This is a genomic window from Gemmatimonadota bacterium, assembly GCA_009838645.1.
Taxonomy (GTDB): Bacteria; JAAXHH01; JAAXHH01; order JAAXHH01; family JAAXHH01; genus JAAXHH01.
On sequence record VXRC01000049.1, the window covers coordinates 472,192 to 492,013 of the forward strand.

Below are 19,822 nucleotides of genomic sequence, written 5' to 3' on the forward strand. Positions count from 1 at the left end.
GTGCCGCGGGGCGATTTTCCTTGACACGTAGGCCGGTTACGGGTATCGTAATCTCCAATATCCGGTCCAACCCGCTGGTAACCCCCCTGAAGGAGCGTTTATGGAGGCATGGCTGGCCCTGGAAGACGGCACAGTCTACGAAGGCGAATCCTTTGGCGCTACCGGGAAAAAGGTGGGAGAAGTCGTTTTCAACACCAGCATGATCGGATACCAGGAGGTATTGACCGACCCGTCGTACAAAGGTCAGATCGTCACCATGACCTACCCGTTGATCGGGAATTACGGCGTGAATCCCGGCGACCTGGAATCGCTCCACCCCCACGTGGAAGGATTCGTGGTTCGAGAGTACCAGCGGAACCCGAGCAATTGGCGCTCGACCGGCAGTCTCGACCGCTTCCTGGACGACCATGGCGTCGTTGGCATTTCCGGAATCGATACCCGGGCACTTACCCGCAGGCTCCGCGTCGACGGGGTCATGCGCGGCGTGATAAGTTCCGGCGCGGCGGACCCTGACACACTCGTCCGGCAGGCCAGTGACGTGCCCAGAATGGTTGGCCAGGACCTGGTCCGCGAAGTGACCACGGACCGGCCGTACCGGTGGGAGGGAGATCGTCGTATCTACGTGGACCCTCCCGACGACGATCCGGAGGGGATCTGGAACGGCTTCGACGAACCCGGAACCTATCGGGTCGTCGTCATGGATTACGGCGTTAAGCACAATATTCTTAGGAACCTGGCGCGTCGGGGCTGCCAGGTGCTCGTCCTGCCGGCGGACTACACGGCCGAGCAGGTGCTGCGGCTGAACCCCGACGGCATCATGTTGTCCAACGGTCCCGGCGATCCGGGCGCCGTTCAATACGCCATTGACGAGTTGAAAGTCCTGATCGAGCGGAAACCCATATTCGGCATCTGCATCGGTCACCAGTTACTGGGCATGGCGCTGGGTGGAGAACGGTTCAAGCTGAAGTTCGGCCACCGGGGCGCCAATCAGCCCGTGCGGCAGAACGAATCGGGCCGGGTGGAAATCACCGCCCAGAACCACGGCTTCGCCATCGACGCCGACACCCTCGACGAATCCGAGGTGGAACTGACCCATATCAATCTCAATGACCGGACGTTGGAGGGGCTCAGGCACCGGCGGTATCCGGTTTTCTCGGTACAGTATCATCCCGAAGCGTCACCGGGACCGCACGACGCCGATTACTTGTTCGACCGATTCATCGCATCCATGCAGTAGACCCGCCGACGGTGCTTTTCCGGACGGTTTCTACAGGAGCAAGCAATGCGCAAAAGTATCAAGCACATCCTCTTTCTCGAACCTAAATCCTCCCACCTCCACGTTTATTCGGACGCCTATATCCCGCGCATCGGCTGTCTCGTGCTCGCGACGATCATGCGGGACCTGGGCTACGGCGTCCGGGTGATGCTGGAAGAGGTGGAAGACATCGACACGAACGAGTTCGGGGAAGCCGATCTGATCTGCATCTCCTCCCTGACGTCCACGGCGCCCGGGTCGTACCAATACGCCGATTTCATCCGGAACGTCTATCCCGAGAAGACGATCGTGATGGGTGGAACGCATCCGACGTTCGTGCCCGACGAAGCCCTGCAGCACTGCGACTTCGTCGTGCGCGGCGAGGGGGAGGATGCCCTGGTCGAACTGGTCCGTTGCCTGGAGTCCGGCGCCGACTACCGCGGCATCGCCAACCTGTCCTGGATCGAGGACGGACGGCCGGTCCACAACCCGGAGCGGCCCAAGGCGGAGGATCTGGACGTGCTGCCCATACCGGACTTCAGCCTGGTACCGTCCGGCAGAATGGACATCATGTCGATACAGACGCAGCGGGGTTGTCCCTGGGACTGCAGTTTCTGCACGGTGACTAAGCTGAACGGGCACAAGCTGCGCGGCCATTCCGTCGAGCGCGTGCTCGATATGCTGGAAGCCTATACGAAGATGCCGAATTTCAGCTATCTCTTCTTCGCCGATGACATCTTCAACGTGCCGGTGGACCGCACCATGGCCATCATGCAGGGCATGATCGACCGTAAGCTGATCATCCCGTGGGCGGCGCAGATGCGCCACGAGATCTCGAAGCAGCCGGAATTGATGAAGAAGATGCGCGAGGCGGGATGCGACCGCGTTATGGTCGGTTTCGAATCCATCGACGAGACGGCCCTGGAACTGTATGGAAAGAAGGAGACGGCCCACGACGTGGAGGTGGCCATCGACGCGATCCATGATCACGGCATCGACCTCCACGCCATGTTCATCGCCGGCGCCGACTCGGATCATCCGGAGACCATCAAGACCCAGTTCGAGTTCGCCAAGAAGAAGGACCTGGCGACGTCGCAATGCATGATCCTGACCTACCTGCCCGGTTCCGAAGACACCATCCGCTACGATCTGCAGGGCGGGGAATACCTGAGCAACGACTGGAGCCATTACGACGGCCACCACGCCAACCACCCCGTCCCGAACATGACCCGCTACGAGCTGGTCAACACGGTGATGGAAGGGATGAAGGGCATGTACGCGCCGCACCGCATCGCGTACAAGCTCGCCAGTGCCGCGTTCAACGCGCTCAGGCTCAACAAGCGGGAAGCCGCGCGGCAGCTGCGAAACGGGCTGCTCCGCCTGAACGGCTACTCCATCCTTCAACGGTGGTTCAAGGAGCACACCGAGTACCTGGCCGATCTCCGCGCCGAGAACGTGTCCCTGTCGCCGGACCGCTACAAGCGCGTGGTGCTGGCCGTGTCCAACGTGGACGTGAGCCGGGTGCTCCGCACGTTCCTGGCCGAGATGAACATACGCGTGGAAGAGTTCAGCGAGGAGAAGCTATCCGTGCTCAAGGACTCCGACCTGGTCGTCATGGCCGGCGAAATGGTGGACGACGTGAGAGCCCGGGTCCAGAACCTGCACATCTTCCCCGTGCACGACAAGAACACGCGGATGGACCGGACCCTGACCCAGCTCGGCATACTCTTCACCGAGAACGTGGACAAGGTGCGCGAGGCCATCGCCGCGGTGCATTTCCAGCCCGCCCAGGGCAAGGTGGCGACCGGCGACGCCTGATCGGCTACCGTGCGGCGCATGATCAATCAGACGTAAACTCTGACAACGCTGTTTCTGTAAAAAAGGCATCCAGGACGTTTGGTCCCGGATGCCTTTTGCTTTTGGTGGGTTGACACGCCGCAGAAAGAGGCCTAACTGCTGAACCGCCAGCGTATAACGTCGTGGAACCGGTCAAAGTCCCTGTCGAATGACGCTACGTGGTCGCCTCGAAAGAAACGCAGGAGGACATTAGTTTCCAACAGGAATTTCGTCATTTGTATCTTGCCACTCTGGCTGCTCGTACAGCGCTTCGTTCCTCGGTTTTGGACGCGGATGGCTTGCCATCTGCGAGTAAGCCATACAGATCCTTAAGCGACTCCGACTCGCCTCTCAACACAACCCCGCCTGGAATCAACTCATAGATTAGCCGTTGACGTGGCTTGAGGCGAAGTGCTTTTCGGACTTCGACCGGGATGGTAGTCTGCCAATTTTCGTATAAGGTCGATTTGATCATCGGTGCGTGTCTCTATTCCATTGCTAAGGAGTTGATCCACCCTTCGCGCACGAGTCAGGGATTCCGATTCAGTGTCGCAGCAGGTTGGATCCCGTCGATGAGCCGAGGTTTGTCCCTGGCGACCTTTCTAAAGTCGCATTCCACCTGAATCCCATGCCAGAACTGATCTGACTGATTGAAAAAGGCCCCAAAGCGAATCGACATGGATGGCGTAATCGACCGGCGGCCATGTACAATCTCGTTGATTGCGCGAGGAGCAACCCCAATGGCACGCGCCATGGCATTCTGCGAAATGCCCATAGGCTTGAGATACTCCTCAAGCAGAATCTCGCCAGGTGTGATGATTTCGTTCATAGCTATGATGATCGGGAGACACACGAAACGCTTGACCGTTTTTAAGCCACAAAATTGATAAATTTGCTCCAATAAATCATTCGATTTGTTGAGCGCCGTACGCCACATCCCCTACGCGTTCCTGCAGCCTTGCCAGCTCCGCTTTCAACTCCGCGACCACCTCCGCGTACTCGGGATCCGCGTACACGCTGTTCATCTCGCAGGGGTCCTTCTCCAGGTCGAAGAGTTCCCATTCCGGCTGCGTCTTCGGACCGATCGCGCCTTCCTGTCCGAGCGGATCGCCATAATAGTAGATCAGCTTGTACCGCAGGGTCCGGACGCCGTAGTGGGCGCAGACGTTGTGGTGGGCGCCGTGCATCCAGTACCGGTAGTACATGGACGTTTGCCAGTCGGCCGGGGTCTCGCCACTCAGCAGGGGCCGGAACGAGTGCCCCTGGAACGAGGACGGTATGTCCGCGCCGGCACAATCCAGGAAGGTCGCCGGAAAGTCGACATTCAGGATCATGTCGCCGTTCACGGTGCCCGGCGCCACCTCCCTCGGGTAGCGGATCAGGAAGGGCATGCGCAGGGATTCCTCGTACATGAAGCGTTTGTCGTACCAGCCGTGGTCTCCGAGGAAGAATCCCTGGTCCGACGTATAGATCACGATGGTTTCCTCACCGATGTCCTCTTCGTCGATGAAGTCTAGCAGTCTGCCCACGTTGTCGTCGATCGAGGCCACGCACCGCAAGTAGTCCTTGATATAACGCTGGTACTTCCAGCTTTTCTCTTCGGCGGGCGACAGGCCTTCCGGCACGGGCACCTTCAGGTCCTCGGCGTTGAGATCGCGTTCGACGCGCATCCGTGCGGCCGCTGCGGCCAGGGACCGGTTCGAATAGTCGTCGTCGAAGGTCTCAGGCTCCGGGATGTCCTCGTCTTCATACATCGCGGCGTGTTTGTCATCGGGCTCCCAGGGCCGGTGCGGCGCCTTGTGATGCACCATAAGGCAGAAGGGGCGGTCCCGGTCGCGCCCGCGAAGCCAATCCAGCGAATAATCGGTGATCAGGTCGGTGGTGTACCCGCTTCGCGTCGACCGCTCTCCCATCTCGATCATCTCGGGGTCGTGGTACAGGCCCTGGCCGGGCAGGACGTCCCAGTAGTCGAAGCCCGTGGGATCGTGGATGCCGCCGTGCCCCAGGTGCCACTTGCCCACCACCGCCGTCTGGTACCCGTGTTGCTGCAGCACCTTGGGATAGTTCAGCAGCCTGCCGTCCAGGTGGGTGGACAGGGTGGTGACGCCGTTTACGTGGTTATACGTGCCCGTCAGAATGGCCGCCCGGCTGGGCGTGCAGATGGAGTTGGTGCAGAAGCAGTTGTCGAACCGCATGCCTTCCGATCCGATCCGGTCGATATGGGGCGTCCGGTTGATCCGGTTGCTATAGGCGCTTATGGCGTGCGACGCGTGGTCGTCGGACATGATAAACAGGATGTTCGGAAGTGACTGGGACATGGGACCTTTCCGTTTTTTAAGAAGTGTCAAGGAGTCGTTAAGGAGTAAATTGGGATATGAAGCGTTAAACTTTAAAACTCAGGAAGCCAGTACGGTCCTGAGCGTCGAGGCGGCGATGTTTGCGCCGCAGATGACGATGGCCACGGTACGTCCACGGAATTCATCCTTCTGTTGAAGCAAGGAGGCCACGGCAACGCCGGCGGCGCCTTCGACGATCTTGTGATGGGCATGGACCATGAACCGGATGGCGTCGCCGATTTCTTCCTCCGAGACCAGGATGTAATCGTCGACCAGGTCGCGGCAGATCGGAAAGGTGATCGATCCCGGCTCCACGTCGCCCGCCGAGCCGTCGGATAGCGTTTCGCCGTGCTCGGTGCTCACGATGCGGCCCGCACGAACGCAGTGATACATGGCCGCCGACTGTTCGGGCTGGCAGCCGATAACCCGCGTGCCGGGCCTATGCGCCTTCAGATAGACGGCGATCCCGCCGATCAGCCCGCCGCCGCCGACAGTAACGAACACATCGTCAATGGAGGGCAGTTGCTGCGACAGTTCGATGCCGATGGTACCCTGGCCGCCGATGATCTGCGGATCGTTGTAGGGTGAAATCCACATCCTGCCCAGGACGGCGGCCTGCTGCTTGGCGTGCAACTCTGTTTCGAGCGGGTTGCCGTCGTGGAAGACCAGGTCTACCGGATACTGCTTGATCGCTTCTATCTTGGAAGGATCGACGCCGTTGGGCAGATAGATGGTCCCCGGACAGCCGGTGATCATACAGGCCCGGGCGACGCCCTGCGCATGGTTGCCCGTCGAGGACGTCACCACGCCCCGTGACAACTCCTCGCCGGTCAGCGACAGCACCTTGTTCATGGCCCCGCGCGCCTTGAAGGAATTGGTATGCTGCTCGCTTTCCATCTTCAAGTAGACATCCGCCCTGGTTTGAGCCGAGAGCGGCATGGAGTGGATCAGGGGCGTTTGCAGGACGCGGGACCTGATGCGTTCTTCCGCGCTAAGTATTTCGGGGAGTAAGGGATGCATTAATGAGAGACGATCTGCAGAACAGCGCGGTTGGATGATTGCGGCTGGCCGTCGGTACTACCGGCCCGTCATCCCGGCTGCGCCACTTCGACCTCGATGTGGCGGATCAGTCCTTCCTCCGTGAAGGTGATCGTTTCGAGTCCCCGGCGCACCACGGATTGCCCCGTTTCGGCATGGCTGGCCCGCATCGTGAATTCGAAGGAGGCCGTGTCGTCGGATTCCGCGCGATAATCGTCCACCGTCCAGTGCACGTCGGGGAAGGCGGCAAAGAAGCCGGTCATCATGTCCCGGATCTGGTCCAAGCCCTCGAACAGGCCGAACTGCGACGACCGATAGGTGGCTTCGGGATCGAATTGGGGAAACACCTCGTCCAGCACGTGACGATTCGATCGCTCGACATACAGCCTTGCCAGTTCCGCCGCGTTTTGTCGATCCATGCCATACGCTCCGAGGAAATGCGTAAACTGCCCACCGGTGGTTACGCGGCAAAATGTGCCGTTCGTCCGTATGTCGTGTCAAGTTGGAAAACCGCATGAATGGCGGCCGGGAAGGATGGCCTTGGAGGATAGCCGGGCGGACACGCGCCGGGGGGTGGACACGCGCCGCGGGGTTGACACACGCCGCGGGGTTGACGCGCTGCGTATAATCTAGAGGGAATCAGGCTGTCCGTAATCACCCGGCGCCTTGCCGTGGAACACCCCTTTCGGGCCGAACGCATCGAACCTAGAGCCGCGAACGAACTTTCAACTACGGACAAGGACATGAGATCTAATTCGATAATCGATAAGATGGAAACGCCCGCCGTACTGCTCGATGAGACCAGGATGATGGGCAATCTGCGCGCCATGCAGGACCTGGCGGACCGGCACGGCGTCGCGCTGCGTCCCCACATCAAGACCCACAAATCTCTGGAGACTGGCCGGAGACAAGTCGGCCTGGGGGCGTCGGGTGTCACCGTCGCCACGGTGGACGAAGCGCAGATATTCATCGAAGGCGGATTCGAATCCATCACCGTCGCCCGGCCGGTGGTATCGCCGGGGAAGTGGGACCGGTTGCTATCCGCCGCAAAGGCTCAGGACGCCGACGTCCGCGTGGTGACCGACTCGAAGGAGGGCATCCAGGTGGCGGGCGAACGGGCGGCGGCTCACGAGCAGACCGTAGGACTGTTTCTCAAAATCGACGTGGGACTGCATCGGTGCGGACTGCTGCCGGACGACCTGCGCACCGGGAAGCTGGCCGGGATGATCCACGACCATGCCAACCTGGAATTCCGGGGCATCATGTCCCACGCAGGCCACGTGTACGGTTCGAAGTCCAGGGCAGAGGCCGCCGAGGTCGCGGAAGCGGAGCGGCGCACCATGGTCGCCGTACGCGACGCATTGCAGTCGGACGGCCTTCCGGTTCAGGAGGTCTCCGTGGGCGCCACGCCGGCTGTCCTCGCTACCGAGCGTTTCGACGGGATTACGGAAATACGGCCCGGGAATTACGTTTTTCTCGACCTGCTCCCTGTCCGCGTGGGCGTAGCCCGGGTTACCGATGTTGCGTTGACCGTGCTGGCCACGGTGATCAGCAGGAACGAACACTATTTCGTGACGGACGCCGGGTCGAAGACGCTGACTTCTGATACGGGCGTCCACGGCATGACGGGCAACCAGGGTTTCGGCCTGGCCTATCCAGCATCGGGATTCCTCGAACCCGATGGCGAAATGATCGTGGAAAAGGTCTCGGAAGAACATGGCATGGTCGGGCGCAACGGGCTCGACCTGGCCATCGGTTCGAAGATCCGCGTGGTGCCGGTACACAGCTGTCCCGTGGCGAACCTGGCCCGGTCTTATGTCGTTCTGACCTCGGACGGACTCGAGACCTGGCCGGTGGATGCGGCGGGCGGGTCAAGGTAGCATCTGGCGGCAGCGGTCCAGGACGGATCGTGCTATCGAACTCGGACGGACGCGCTGCGGCCGTCCGCGGAAGCGCATCAGCCGGTTGCGGAGCCGGGTCAGTCGGCCGCCTCCACCGGCAGGCTTCATCTCGGCCAGGAACCGGGAAGGATGCTTACGTTGCGTAGTGATGCACAGCCTTTCCTCGGCCCGCGTCAGGGCAACGTAGAATACGCGCCGTTCCTCCTCGACATCTGCTACTGATCCGGTCATCCGGCGGTGGGGCAGGATGTCCTCCACCACGTGGAAGAGGATGACACCCTTGTATTCGTCCCCCTTGCTCCGGTGAACCGTGGTAACGGTAATGCGATCGTCCCGGGACGCACCGGGATGAAGGCGGTCTATCTGGTCCGCAGCGGCTTCGGAGACCATCGCCTCCAGGTACGTATCCACGAATGCTTTCTTGCAGACATGCCGGGCGGCTATCTCGCGTATCGACTCGATGGATTCCGCGGCGGATACGGCCATGCGCTCCCGGCTGTTCTCCTCCTGCTTCTTGTAGTATGCGCCAAGGCCCGTTCGCTCCAGTAATTCATTCAAGAATCCAACAGGAGACCCGTCAGGAGACGCATAGACACCGCGCAGGATTTCGACACTTTTCTGGTATGTCTCTACATTGGCGACCACCTCATTGGCGACCACCTCATTGGCGACCACCTCATCCCGCAGATCGTCGGTTCGCCCACCGGGCAGACTGTCCATTCGTTCCAGGAACCGGTGGCCGAGTGCCGCCGCTTCCCGCAACTGCTCATTGGAGAGTCGCCTGGAAGGAAAGGAAAGGCTGAGGGCATAGGACAGGGAATCGGCACGCTCATCACGAGCGATGACGTCGAAATACGCGCCCAGGGTCCTTCCCGCGTGGGATTGGAACAGTGCGCCGGCGTCCATCGGGTCGAAGGGCAGGTCCGCGTCCTTGAGCGCGGACTGCAGGGGCGCCGCGATCGACTGGACCCGGACCAGTACGGCCATGTCCCCGTATCCGTAACCCCCTTTTCTCCACCGGCGAATCGTGCGTACCACGGCGTCGGTTTCCGCTTCCAGCGATGGGCACGCGATGACCCGGATCGTGTCCTTGCCCGGCCCGGTCTGTGTCTGGACGGGACGGATGGGCTTGTCGAAGCGGTTGACGTTGTGGGAAATGACGCTGGCGGAACGGGTTACGATGTCGGGTCGACACCGGTAATTCGCGCCCAGGGTGTGGATCGCCGCGCCCGGATACCACCGCTGAAAGGAGCGGATGTTCTCGGGGTCCGCCCCGGTGAAAGTGTTGATCATCTGGTCGTCGTCGCCCACCGCGAACAGGTTGTTCAGGGGCAGGGAGAGCAGCCGTAGCATCAGGAACTGCACGGGAGTAAGGTCCTGGACCTCGTCCACGAGGACCGAATCGAAGCGGTGCCGGTAGACCGTACGCGCAGCGGGATGCTCCAGGAGGATTTCCACGGCCCGGAACAACTGCTCGTCAAAGGTCATCAGGGCTTTCGCATTCATCCGGCGATCCACTTCCTCGCGGATTCTGTGCGCCTGGCACCCGTCGAATCCTTCGATCTCGACACTGGAGTCGTCCCCGCCGACGGGAAGCAACGTTCTCCTGAACCGTGAAACCGCTTCCTCGTACGCGACGACGAGATGCTCGGGGAAGGGATAGAGCGCGGCGGAGGCGTGCTGCTCGAAATCCGCCTTCAGCACCTTCCTGAACAGATCGGTCAGTCCGCCCGGCAGTGTCTGTTCGGTAACGACGCCGTAGCCCGCGTAGGGGCTGCCCGGCGCCTGCCTGCAGATCTCGTATCCCAGGCTGTGCAATGTGCGGATATGTACGTCTGGCAGTCCGGCGTCGCCGTGTATACGCTCGGACATCACCTCGCTCGCTGCCTTGTTGAAGACCACACACAGTATCCGGCCGGGTTTTATTCCGCCCCGAACGGCTTCCACCACCCGGCGCGTCAACACCCTCGTCTTGCCGGAACCCGCCGGGGCGAGGGTGAGTACCACGCCGGCCCGGGGGTTCAGACACATGGCCTGTTCCCCGGCCAGGCTCGGACTCGGGTCAGGCATGCGGATCGGCGGCTCGTTTCCCCGTCCCGTCAACGTCGATCGAACCTTTTCAACACACGCATCGAGATCGTGCACGACATCACTCCCGCTGAACCGTACGACCTTTCGAATTCCATACTTTTCGGTCATCATCCTGTCCAGCTGGAGCCGGTCGTCGCGGACAAACTCCCTGCCGTCGATCTCCACCGCAACGGCGCCATCGTGCGGATCGCCATCATGCGGGCTGCCATCGTGCGGGTCGCCATCATGCGGGCTGCCATCGTGCGGGTCGCCATCATGCGGGCTGCCATCATGCGGGCCGTCGACCAGCGCGTCGACACAGGCCTGTCCCAGTCGAACGTGGAGCCGGTGATGCAGGCCTGCCCGCGTAAGTCCTTCGTGCATCATGACTTCCACGGGGGTCAGCCAGGGTTTCCTCGACGCAGACAGCGCCTCTGAATCGGGAAACACGACACAAGTAAACGCCAGGAGAAACCGCAGCTGTTCTTTCAATAGGGGCAACATCGCCGCTTCGATCTCTTCTTTGTCCGGTATACGAACCACCCCGGTGGCCAGGTATTCCTCGTTCCATGAGGCGAACAGGTACAGGGGAATGCACCGCCTGTACGCTGGAAGCACGATGCGATTCACCAGGCTGTTCAGGTGGGGTGTGTGCCGTGACGTCAACTTCAGCACAAGGCGGTCGGGATCGCCCGGTATCTCCTGTTCTTCATCCGGATCGACCAGGATCGCCGTACCCGGCCTGGACTCGACTTCAGGCAGGGGAAACGGGTCGGTACACCGGAAAATCGCCAGTCCACGGCCCTTTCGTTCCCACCGGGACATCTCGTCCGGTGAGAACGGGGCCGGACAAGCCTCGGAAAGTCGTTCCGCCGACTGCACGGCATCCGCCGAATGTGTTTCGACCACGAGATAGATTCCTCTCACCAATGGTTCATCGTCTTCATTATCAGATTCCATTTCGCGGGTGACCCGCGATCCTCACTCATATCAGTCGAAGCGAAGAATCGGCTCTCGAATCCATGGACCCGTACCGTCGGGACATTTCGTTGATCGCGCATGTACTGTCGTGTATTTTCGGATTGAGGAGGCCAGTGCGATGGGTGTCGTAGAAGAGACTATCTGGGGGACTTTCCGGTCCCGGCCCGTTTTTCTCTACACGTTGAACGGAGCGAGCGGTGCGGCCGCGCACGTTACCAATTACGGCGCGATTCTGCAGTCCCTGGAGATTCCGGACGCGGCAGGGCGTCTCGTGGACGTGGTGCTTGGCTTCGACACGCTCGAGGAATACCTGGGCGGTCATCCGTTCTTCGGCACCACGGTCGGCCGCTGCGCCAACCGGATCGCCGGCGGGAGGTTCACGCTGGAAGGAAGGGATTACCACCTGGCGATCAACGACGGGGCCGGCCCCAATCACATCCACGGAGGACCGGGCGGATTCGACAGACAGGTCTGGGAGCCGGTGGACTTCGGCCAGCGAGAAGAAGGACCTTTCGTCTCGATGACCTATACGAGCGTGGACGGGGAGGAAGGATATCCCGGCACCGTGGAAACGACGGTTACCTACACCCTGACCGGTGACGACGAACTACGGATTTCGATGGAGGCGCGGTCGGACCGGTCCACGGTGGTGAACCTGACCAATCATTCCTACTGGAACCTGAACGGGCACCAGGCCGGACCGGTACTGGACCACGAGGTTACGCTGTTCGCCGACGCCTACACGCCCGTCGACCGCCATCTCATTCCCACGGGGGAAATCAGGCCGGTCGCCGGCACGCCCTTCGACTTCACGGGACCGAAGACGATCGCCGAGGAGTTGGACGCGGTTTCTTCACCGGGTCTGCGGGAGCCCGACGGAACGGGAGGTCCAGGGGGTTACGACCACAACTTCGTCCTGCGCGACGCGGACGGGCGGGTGAGGCCGGCCGCTCAGGTAGCTTCCCGCCGATCTGGTCTGGCCATGGCGGTCCGGACCGATCAACCGGGCGTACAGTTCTACACGGGAAACAACCTGACCGATGCACTCACCGGGAAGCAAGGCGCCGTGTATGGCAGGCACCACGGCTTCTGCCTGGAGACACAGGCTTTTCCGGATGCGGTCAACCGACAGGGATCGCCGGGATGGCCGTCGGTCATCCTGCAACCGGATGGCGTATACCGCCACGAGGTGTGCTACGCCTTTGCGTCCGCGGCACCGGACCGGTGACCGGGCCACCACTGCTCGCGCTCATCGTGTAAAGACAGTCTGGCGCAGGTGGTCAGCCTGGTCGGATACGAGGAAGGCCAGGATCCTGCCCACGCCCTCGGGGTCGCCCAGGTAGGCTTCCGCCTGCTTGAGCGCTTCTTCCACCGACCCGCCCTGGGATTCGGCCGCCTCGGCGATGTTCCTGAGCTTCATGGGCGTCGCGATCCCTCCCGGACAGACCGCGTGCACGCGTATGCCGAAGGGCGAAAGCTGGCTCTCGAGGACGACCGCCTGCCCGTGCACGGCCCCCTTGCTGGTCCCGTAGGCCACCGATGAACTGCCCCCGCGTACCCCGGCGCCGGAGGACAACAGGACGATGACGCCTTTTTGCTGTTCCTTCATCACGGCCGCGGCGTACTTGCAGGTAAGAAAAGACCCCTTCAGGTTGACGTCCATCACACGCTGCCACACTTCCTCGTCCAGCTCGTCCACGGGCACGTAGGCACCCTCGAGGATGCCCGCGCAGTTGATGAGCGCATCGATCCGTCCGAAGTCTTCGACCGCTCCCGCCATCAGCACCTCGACCTGCCCGGCGTCCGAAACGTCCACTACCTGGCAGGAAGCCTCGCCGCCCGCGGCGTGTATATCGCCGAAGGTCTCCTTCAGCCCGTCTTCTTCGATATCGGCCAGGACGGTCTGCCCCCCGGCCTCCGCACAGCACAGGGCCGCGGCCCGGCCGATGCCCATGGCCGCGCCGGTGATGACGACCGTCTTGTTTTCGAGCGACATGTTGCCGTCCTTCCTCGTAGGGTTACGCGAAATTCACCCGCATTCACCGATTCATGCCGATTTCATTCCGATCCTTTCTGGTATTTTAATCACTGCCCGCCTATTTATCAAACCCCGATGCAACCTTGCGCTTCCCATGCCGATCCATTCCCCCGATACCGCCCCCAAATGCCTTGACAGGCGTACTACACGTGTGTAAGCTTATGTCAGGCGCGGAGATAGGACCCGCGGTGAATCCGGTATCCGTATCAGCAGTCAGGCTGCACATATCCAACCGGCTCGGACCCATCCCGATTCCGACAGGACCCGTTCATGGACCGCCGACACTTCCTGGAGACCCTAGCGGCCGGACTCGTTGCCGGCGGGGCCATGCTTCCCACGCTTCATTCCGTAGGCGGCCCCTTGTTTGTACCCATTGATAAGGACGAAGAGGGTCTGACTCCCCTGCGCAGGTTCTTCGCCGTAGCCATTGTCTCATTTCCACCGAAAATCGACGTCGAAACGGAACGGCTCGAGATCGATGGCGCCGTTTCGAATCCATATGCACTGGGGTACGACGAATTGCACGAATGGCCGCAGGTCACGCAGGAGAGCATCCTGCGTTGCGTCGGCGGGGCCCAGGGAAGAGCCCGGTGGGTCGGCGTGCGGCTGCGCGATCTGCTTGATAAGGCGGGCATGGATCCGGAGGCCCGTGACGTCATTTTCTACGGGGCGGACGAATATGAGAGCAGCGTACCCGTGGGCGAGGCGATGAAGAAGAGCAGCATGCTGGCCCTCGAGATGAACCACGAGCCGCTGTGGGCCAAGCATGGCTCGCCCGTTCGCCTGGTCATGCCCGGCATGTATGGATACAAGCAGGTCAAGTGGATTACCCGGATCGAAGTCACCCGCAAGAACCACAAGGGATATTGGGAGAATCGCGGTTATTCGGACGATGGACGGATCAATTCCTGAGGAGCCAGGCTTTCTATGGATGCCATGCTGGTTACCGGTGGAGCCGGGTTCATCGGCAGTAACTTCGTTCGATACGCATTGAAACACCATCCCGAAACGCAGATCGTGGTGCTTGATGCGCTGACCTACGCCGGCAATCTGGCCAATATCGACGACTGCGTGGGCACGGACCGTTTCCGGTTCATTCACGGGGATATCCGGGACAGGGACACGGTCGACGACGCGATGCGCGGGGTCGACACGGTCGTCAACTTCGCGGCCGAATCCCATGTCGACCGGTCCATTCTCGACCCGTCCTCCTTCATCGAACCCAATTTCAACGGGGTCTACGTCCTGCTCGAAGCGGCGCGACGCCTGGAAGTGAAGCGCTTTCTGCAGGTCTCCACCGACGAAGTGTACGGACACGTACCGACGGGTTACTCGAAGGAGGGCGACGCATTAGCGCCCCGAAATCCCTATGCCGCCAGCAAGGCCGCGGCGGATCTGCTGGTCCAATCCTACTTCACCACCTACGACATGCCCGTGCTGATCACGCGGGGCGGGAACACCGTTGGGCCCTATCAGTACCCGGAGAAGGTCCTGCCCCTGTTCATCACGAACGCGCTGGACTACAAGCCGCTGCCGGTGTACGGTGACGGAAGCGCGGTGCGCTGTTACCTTTACGTGGAAGACCACTGTTCCGCCATCGACCGGGTGCTCAGGTCCGGCGAGCCGGGGAACGCGTACAACGTGGGCACGAACCGTGAAGTCAATGGCCGGGATCTGGCCGCCCGTGTCCTGGAAATCCTCGACCGGCCCGCGGACCTGCGCGAGTTCGTCCCGGATCGGAGCGGGCACGATCTGCGGTACGCCATGGACTGCGGCCGCATCCAGGCCCTGGGATGGCGTCCGTCGCTCGACTTCGACGCGCTGCTGGAGAGAACGGCGCAGTGGTACGTGGACCACCCGCAGTGGTGGCGGGAGATCCGGAACGAAAGCGGGTTCAGGTCGTATTATAAAAAGCAGTACGATGAACGTTATCAGACGTGAAAACGAAATCAAACTTGAAGAGGTCCAGCGCGCACATGGAGTGTAAGACTTGACGTACCTGTCGCTGCTCGAGTCGGTCGTCCTGGCCGGATCGGTCGTTCTCGTGGCCTATGGATTCCTGTTGAGTTTCATCGGCCGGATCCGCGGAAGCGGCAAGGTACCGCTGATCTTTCCCCGCCACGTTTTCGCCCTGGTGGTGCCGGTGGGGAACGACGAAGGTACGATCGGCAGGACCGTGGAGCATCTGCGCCGGAACAAGTATCCGCGGAGCATGTTCGACGTGATCGTCGCTCCGTTGAACTGCACGGATCAGACGCCGACCATCGCACGGCGCAAGGGGGCGGTCGTCTACGGACCCGGGAAGCAGCGTTGGACCGACGCGGACGATGCGGTCCACGGCGTGCTGGAACGGCTTTCCACGAAAGACCGCTATGACGCCTACGTCGTCCTCGACGTCCGGTCCAGGATATCCCCCAACTTCCTTGCCGTTATGAGCGACAAGCTGTCCCGTGGCGCGCTGGCCGTCCAGTCCGGCTACAGCGTAACCGGCAGAAAGTGGACCTGGAATACGGCGAGCAGGGCCCTGCTGAGCGCCTTGAAACCCTGCTGGCTTACAAGCTGGCCCTTGAATCTCCGTCTGGCCGGGGGTATCCATCGAACCGGACTGTGCGTCTCCCGGCGGCTGGTAGAAAAACACGGCGTGAAACGGCCCCGGCTGGACAACGTGCTGGGATTTCTTACCAAGCTGCTGCGCCACGACGTGGTCATCCAGTATACCGACCAGGCATGGGTATACGACCGAACCCGGGCCTTAAAACCCGTGCGCTCCACGTTCGACCGCCTGAGATCCAGGTGGAAGCTTGCCCGCACCGATGGACTGCCACTGATCATGGATGGCCTGAAATGGCGCAGCGCGGCACAGGTGATCGGCGGTTTCAACCTCTTCATGCCCTCGTTTAACACGACGCTGCTCACGGCACTGCTGTTCTTCGGCCTCGCCGTGTACCTGAATGGCGTCGCTTCGGCCATCGCCCTGGGCTGGATCGCGCTGATCGCCGGTCTTGCGATCTTCGTGGTTTTCAGACTCTGGTTCATGCGCGCCCCGGTCCTGGCCTATGCGGCTTTGCCGTCCCTGCCCCTGATTCTGTTCTGGCAGGCCGTGAGATCCTGTTTTGCCTCCAGTCCGAAGCCGCCGCCGGCCAAGGCCGAGACCAAGGACAAGGTCCAGCCCGAATCGGGAAGCGGGCGCACACAGGGCCGCAGGCCGCGCAGGCGGTATTCGAGAAGACCCAGGCGCCAGCCTTCCTGAGCAGGGATGGCCCCGTGCCGGTCTTCTCGAGCAGGCCAGCCCCGGGAGCGTGACCCATTCCACTACACCACGCGTTGATTCTCGGATTCCTGCAAGGCGTCACGGAATTCCTGCCGATCAGCAGTTCCGGCCATCTCGCGGTGTACCAGTGGCTGTTCGGACCGGGCGGACCGGGCGGACCGGGCGGACCAGGCGGACCAGGCGGACCGGGTGAAACCCAGTTGCTCTTCGACGTCATGGTACACCTCGGAACGCTGATCGCCGTGCTGATCGTGTTCCGGTCGGATATCGCCTTGCTGGTCTCGGGTGCCTGGCGCGCGGCAACGGGCCATGCCAACGAGGACCGGGGCGCGCTTCGCCTCCTGCTTCTGCTCGCCGTGGGCACGGTTCCGGCCGCGGTCTTCGGCCTGGGATGGAAGGACGAGCTGGAGCAACTGTTTTCCGCACCGGCCTATGTCGGCTGTGCGTTCCTGGTCACCGGTACCATACTGTGGTTGTCCCGTTTCTCGGGCCAGCGGGGCCGGACGGATCCACCGGGACGGCCTGGCACGCAGGATCAGCTGGATCGTGCTGGCCGGCCTGGCGGGTCGACTCAGGCGGGCCATGGGGGCTACACGGGCCGGGACCTTAGCAGGACGAACTGGTTCGATGCGCTGCTGATCGGCATGGGCCAGGCGCTGGCGCTGATTCCCGGTATCTCGCGGTCCGGCACGACCATTTCCATCGCCTTGCTGTTGGGACTTGACCGGCGGCTGGCGGCGCGTTACTCTTTTCTATTGGCGGTTCCCGCCATACTGGGAGCGGTCGTCGTCCAGGCAGGAGATACGGGCGGCATTCCCCCGGATCAATGGTCCGCGATAGCGGTGGGAACCCTCACGGCGGCCGTGAGCGGTTACATCGCGCTCAAGCTGCTCCTTCGCATCGTAGTTGCCGGCAATCTGTCCAGGTTTTCGTACTATTGCTGGGGAATCGGACTGCTGACACTGGTCGGCGCGTTGTCCGGACTGACCGGGCTGACCAGCGCACTCTGATTCGGTCTGAATCCACCTCCCTCGGCACCTCACAATCTACAGACGGGAGCCAGGCACATGAATCCAGACATCAGCAGATTACTCGATGAATGGGACTACACGGGGCCCGACAAGCTCATCGTGCGCAAGTTCAAGGGAGAGGACGGCCGGACGAGGATCCAGATGCGCGTGGACCTCGGCATCCTGCAGATGGAGTGGTCGAACAGGCCGGACGGACAAAGACCCCACGGGAAGGCCTCCCTGCTGGATCACTTTCTGGATAAACTGGAGAAGAAGAAGGCGGATAAGGGGCCTGACGCGCAACTCAGTCTCTCCCACGAGGACTGTGTGAGCCTGCAAACGGAATCGCTGCAGTATTACTACCGGCGCATCTGCATGTTCGAACTGGAATCCTACCACGAAGCCTGCCGGGACGCCGAACACAACCTGCAGATCATGGAAATCGTTCGGACCCATGCCGAGAACGACGACGACCGCCTGTCCCTCGAGCAGTACCGTCCCTTCGTCATCATGCACCGCACCAGGGCGCGAAGCCTGATCGCCACGGATTCGGGCGATATAGACAAGGCCCTGGGCCACATTGAAGAAGGCATAGAGGAAATCGAGACTTTCTTCCGTTCCTACGACCGGGACGACCTGGTCAAGGAAAGCCAGGAACTGAAAGTCTTGAGGGACATGGCCGAGGAGATCCGTAAACAACAGCCCCGATCCGAGGAAGACCAGTTGAGGGCGGAATTGACGGAGGCCGTCGAGAACGAGCAGTTCGAACGGGCTGCCGAAATACGGGACGAACTGAAGAAGTTCGATCTGCCCTAGACCGGAGCCCCCCTTGCTTTCCTGGATCAGATCCGCCGACCGTCAACTCATCCTCTTCGTGCTTGGCGCGGTCAGCATGGGTCTTTCGATGGGGCTGGGTGAAATCAGCTTCAACAATTTCCTCAGCGACACCTACCAAATGGACGCGATGAGCCGCGGCGAGCTCGAGTTTCCCCGCGAGTTGCCCGGCTTCCTCGTGGCCGCCTTTGCCGGCATCCTCTTCTTCTGGTCGGAACTGAAGATGGCCGCTCTCTCCATGGCGCTGATGGCCGTGGGATTCATGGGGCTTGGGCTATACGGCGATCTTTACGGGTTGATGCTCACCTCGATGATCATCTGGAGCATCGGCATGCACCTGCAGATGCCCGTGACCCGGACGATCGCACTCCGACTGGCCCGCGAAGGACGGGGCGCCACCATGCTGGGGCGCCTGAGCGGCATCCAGACCGGCGCCGCCATCCTGGGGAGCATCCTGCTCTGGATGGGACTGGGCGGCACTTCACTCGGCTACCTGCCCGTTTTCGCCCTTGCCGCGCTGGTAGCCCTCGGAGGCGTCTACAGCTACCTGGCGATGCGTCCCATCGAGGGGCACACGGGCAACCGCCCCACCTTCATCATGCGGAAGCGGTACACCCTTTTCTACCTGCTGAACATCCTCTTCGGCGCGCGGAAGCAGATCTTCATCACCTTCGGTCCCTGGGTACTGATCAGCATCTTCGACAAACCGGTATCCACCATAGCGTCGCTCCACCTGGTCGCATCCGTCATCGGCATGTTCTTCGCGCCGCAACTGGGCAAGCTGATCGACCGGTTCGGGGAACGCCTGGTGCTGATGATCGACGCGGTGCTGCTGATCGGTGTCTGCGTGGGCTACGGTTTCGCCGCGGAAATGGGGCTGGGAGCGTGGGCGGTGGATCTCATCTATGCCAGTTTCGTGCTCGACTTGGTCCTGTTCAACGTCAGTATCGCGCGGACCACCTATGCCAGCAAGATCGTCGTTAAAAAAGACGATCTTACCGCGACCCTGTCCCTGGGCGTCACCATCGACCACGCGGTATCCATGTCCATTCCCACCCTGGGCGGACTGGTATGGGTAATGTACGGCTACCAGTACGTCTTCATTGGCGCGGCGGTCGTCGCCGTCCTGACCCTGGTGGCCACCGGGTTCATCAAGGTGCCCCGCCCGGGTACGGGCCGGGTGATCCAGGCGGAGGCCGCCGGGTAACGCGAGTGGTCTGAGGACGGGCCGGCGCCCCGATCGTTGCGGGCG

The 19,822-nt window shown here is 61.6% G+C and carries 16 protein-coding genes; 10 read left to right on the forward strand and 6 right to left on the reverse strand.

Features of this window, described 5'->3' with window-relative positions; translation table 11 throughout:
* Positions 1-100: 100 nt before the first annotated feature.
* Positions 101-1,237, forward strand: coding sequence for a glutamine-hydrolyzing carbamoyl-phosphate synthase small subunit (carA, locus tag F4Y38_15960; GenBank protein MXY50775.1), 1,137 nt, complete (start codon positions 101-103; stop codon positions 1,235-1,237).
* 45 nt (positions 1,238-1,282) lie between these two features.
* Complete coding sequence (locus F4Y38_15965) at positions 1,283-3,073, forward strand: radical SAM protein (GenBank protein ID MXY50776.1); 1,791 nt, start codon at positions 1,283-1,285, stop codon at positions 3,071-3,073.
* Between the two features lie 547 nt (positions 3,074-3,620).
* On the opposite strand, the gene F4Y38_15970 is transcribed toward F4Y38_15965, so the two are convergent.
* The 4 genes from F4Y38_15970 to F4Y38_15985 form a co-directional block, all read right to left on the reverse strand.
* A complete protein-coding gene (locus F4Y38_15970) occupies positions 3,621-3,920 on the reverse strand; it encodes a HigA family addiction module antidote protein (GenBank protein ID MXY50777.1) in 300 nt (99 codons plus the stop codon).
* Positions 3,921-3,996: 76 nt separating this feature from the next.
* A complete protein-coding gene (locus tag F4Y38_15975; GenBank protein MXY50778.1) occupies positions 3,997-5,409 on the reverse strand; it encodes a sulfatase in 1,413 nt (470 codons plus the stop codon).
* Between the two features lie 78 nt (positions 5,410-5,487).
* Positions 5,488-6,447 (reverse strand): threonine/serine dehydratase, encoded by a 960-nt coding sequence (locus F4Y38_15980; protein ID MXY50779.1) that lies wholly within the window; start codon positions 6,445-6,447, stop codon positions 5,488-5,490.
* Between the two features lie 68 nt (positions 6,448-6,515).
* Positions 6,516-6,884: a nuclear transport factor 2 family protein gene (locus F4Y38_15985; GenBank protein ID MXY50780.1), complete on the reverse strand. Its 369-nt coding sequence runs from the start codon at positions 6,882-6,884 to the stop codon at positions 6,516-6,518.
* A 324-nt stretch (positions 6,885-7,208) separates the two neighbouring features.
* On the opposite strand from F4Y38_15985, the gene F4Y38_15990 reads away from it, so the two are divergent.
* The gene (locus F4Y38_15990; protein ID MXY50781.1) at positions 7,209-8,345 is read left to right on the forward strand and encodes an alanine racemase; all 1,137 of its coding nucleotides are present in this window, start codon (positions 7,209-7,211) and stop codon (positions 8,343-8,345) included.
* Here F4Y38_15990 and F4Y38_15995 read toward each other — a convergent pair.
* Entirely contained in the window at positions 8,337-11,396 is a 3,060-nt protein-coding gene (locus F4Y38_15995; GenBank protein MXY50782.1) for an ATP-dependent helicase, read from the reverse strand. The genes F4Y38_15990 and F4Y38_15995 overlap by 9 nt on opposite strands.
* 139 nt (positions 11,397-11,535) lie before the next feature.
* Here F4Y38_15995 and F4Y38_16000 point away from each other — a divergent pair, with 139 nt between their 5' ends.
* Complete coding sequence (locus F4Y38_16000; protein MXY50783.1) at positions 11,536-12,645, forward strand: galactose mutarotase; 1,110 nt, start codon at positions 11,536-11,538, stop codon at positions 12,643-12,645.
* A 21-nt stretch (positions 12,646-12,666) separates the two neighbouring features.
* Here F4Y38_16000 and F4Y38_16005 read toward each other — a convergent pair whose 3' ends face one another.
* Complete coding sequence (locus tag F4Y38_16005) at positions 12,667-13,413, reverse strand: SDR family oxidoreductase (GenBank protein MXY50784.1); 747 nt, start codon at positions 13,411-13,413, stop codon at positions 12,667-12,669.
* A 312-nt stretch (positions 13,414-13,725) separates the two neighbouring features.
* On the opposite strand from F4Y38_16005, the gene F4Y38_16010 reads away from it, so the two are divergent.
* Genes F4Y38_16010 through F4Y38_16035 form a run of 6 tightly spaced genes read left to right on the forward strand, consistent with a single transcriptional unit; the run spans position 13,726 to position 19,777 of the window.
* Positions 13,726-14,367 carry a molybdopterin-dependent oxidoreductase gene (locus F4Y38_16010; GenBank protein ID MXY50785.1) on the forward strand — a complete coding sequence of 214 codons (642 nt, stop codon included), beginning with the start codon at positions 13,726-13,728 and terminating at the stop codon, positions 14,365-14,367.
* 15 nt (positions 14,368-14,382) lie between these two features.
* Complete coding sequence (gene rfbB, locus F4Y38_16015; GenBank protein ID MXY50786.1) at positions 14,383-15,396, forward strand: dTDP-glucose 4,6-dehydratase; 1,014 nt, start codon at positions 14,383-14,385, stop codon at positions 15,394-15,396.
* A 49-nt stretch (positions 15,397-15,445) separates the two neighbouring features.
* Positions 15,446-16,705, forward strand: a complete 1,260-nt coding sequence (locus F4Y38_16020; GenBank protein ID MXY50787.1) for a glycosyltransferase family 2 protein — start codon at positions 15,446-15,448, stop codon at positions 16,703-16,705.
* A 56-nt stretch (positions 16,706-16,761) separates the two neighbouring features.
* A complete protein-coding gene (locus F4Y38_16025) occupies positions 16,762-17,736 on the forward strand; it encodes an undecaprenyl-diphosphate phosphatase (protein ID MXY50788.1) in 975 nt (324 codons plus the stop codon).
* Positions 17,737-17,793: 57 nt separating this feature from the next.
* Entirely contained in the window at positions 17,794-18,552 is a 759-nt protein-coding gene (locus F4Y38_16030; GenBank protein ID MXY50789.1) for a hypothetical protein, read from the forward strand.
* 13 nt (positions 18,553-18,565) lie between these two features.
* Positions 18,566-19,777 carry an MFS transporter gene (locus F4Y38_16035; GenBank protein MXY50790.1) on the forward strand — a complete coding sequence of 404 codons (1,212 nt, stop codon included), beginning with the start codon at positions 18,566-18,568 and terminating at the stop codon, positions 19,775-19,777.
* Positions 19,778-19,822 lie beyond the last annotated feature (45 nt).